2 protein-coding genes are annotated in these 1,036 nt (G+C 46.5%); both read left to right on the top strand.

Annotated elements, in window-relative coordinates; all coding sequences use genetic code 11:
* Window positions 1-452: pilus assembly protein PilM (gene pilM / locus R7Q46_RS25275; RefSeq protein WP_318077951.1), on the top strand; the 452-nt coding region annotated here is incomplete at its 5' end.
* Window positions 436-1,014 carry a PilN domain-containing protein gene (locus R7Q46_RS25270; RefSeq protein ID WP_318077950.1) on the top strand — a complete coding sequence of 193 codons (579 nt, stop codon included), beginning with the start codon at window positions 436-438 and terminating at the stop codon, window positions 1,012-1,014. The genes pilM and R7Q46_RS25270, both read left to right, overlap by 17 nt.
* Window positions 1,015-1,036: the final 22 nt, after the last annotated feature.

The raw sequence follows: 1,036 nt of genomic DNA, 5'->3' as shown, positions 1-1,036 counted from the left end.
TAGACATCGGCTCGTTAGCGAGTTCATTCACCATGTTTACCGAGCAAGGCGAACTGTTTCATAAGGAGTTTGCGTGCGGTACTCGTATCTCAATGGGGACGTCACAAGAAGACTTACTCTCTGATGATGCTCAAGCCAAAACGGAACAGTTCAATCGTCACGTGGTTGAGCGCGTAAAACGTCAAATGCAGCTCTATACCTCGATCAACGGTTCGCAAAACATCAAAGGCATTTGGTTATCGGGCGAGGGGGCATCGACGCCAATGTTGGCAGAAGAGCTGTCGCATCAGTTGGCATTGGAGTGTGAGTTGTTAAACCCACTCGGACTGTTTGAAATGAAAGTGTCGAAACGCAAGCGACGAGCGGCTGATTGGCAACATTTTTCGACAGCTGCAGGGCTGGCGGTCCGTGGCATTCATTGGTTAGGAGGTGTGCGTGCTTTATCGCATTAACTTATTGCCTTGGCGCGAAAATCAAAGGGAAGAGCATCGTCGTCGATTTGTCGGTTTAGTGGTATTGGGCGTCATGGTGGCGTTGGGGATTCAGTGGGGCGTTGGCAAATATTATGAGTACCAACAAGATCTTCAACAAGAGCGACTCGACTATCTAACAACGTACATTTCCGATCTAGATAAGCGGATAGAAGCGATGAAGATCGCGGAGCTTGAACACAGCAAAATCTTGGAACGCTTGAAAGTTGTGGAAGCGTTGCAAAATGGTCGGAATAAAACCACTGATTTTATGAACCTCATGCCTGCTGTTATTCCAGAAGGCGTGTATGTCGACAAGATCAAAATGAACGATCTAGAAATTGAAATCTCAGGTATTTCAGACAGTACACCACGGCTAGCAACCATGCTCGATAACATGGAACGTTCTGCCAAGCTACTGGACGTTGAAATGCACTCTATCGTGCACGGAAAAGCCCGTTTCGGTAAAGAGTTTCAGACCTTTAAAGTGTGCTTCATGTTTAACACGGTAGAAGAGCAGAAAGGGGGAAAACAACATGGTTAATTGGAAAGATCTAGGAATGGAT

It is taken from the genome of Vibrio sp. 811, from assembly GCF_033339195.1.
The sequence above is the reverse complement of the archived record's forward strand: the minus strand, read 5'-3'. Positions and strand labels throughout refer to the sequence as shown.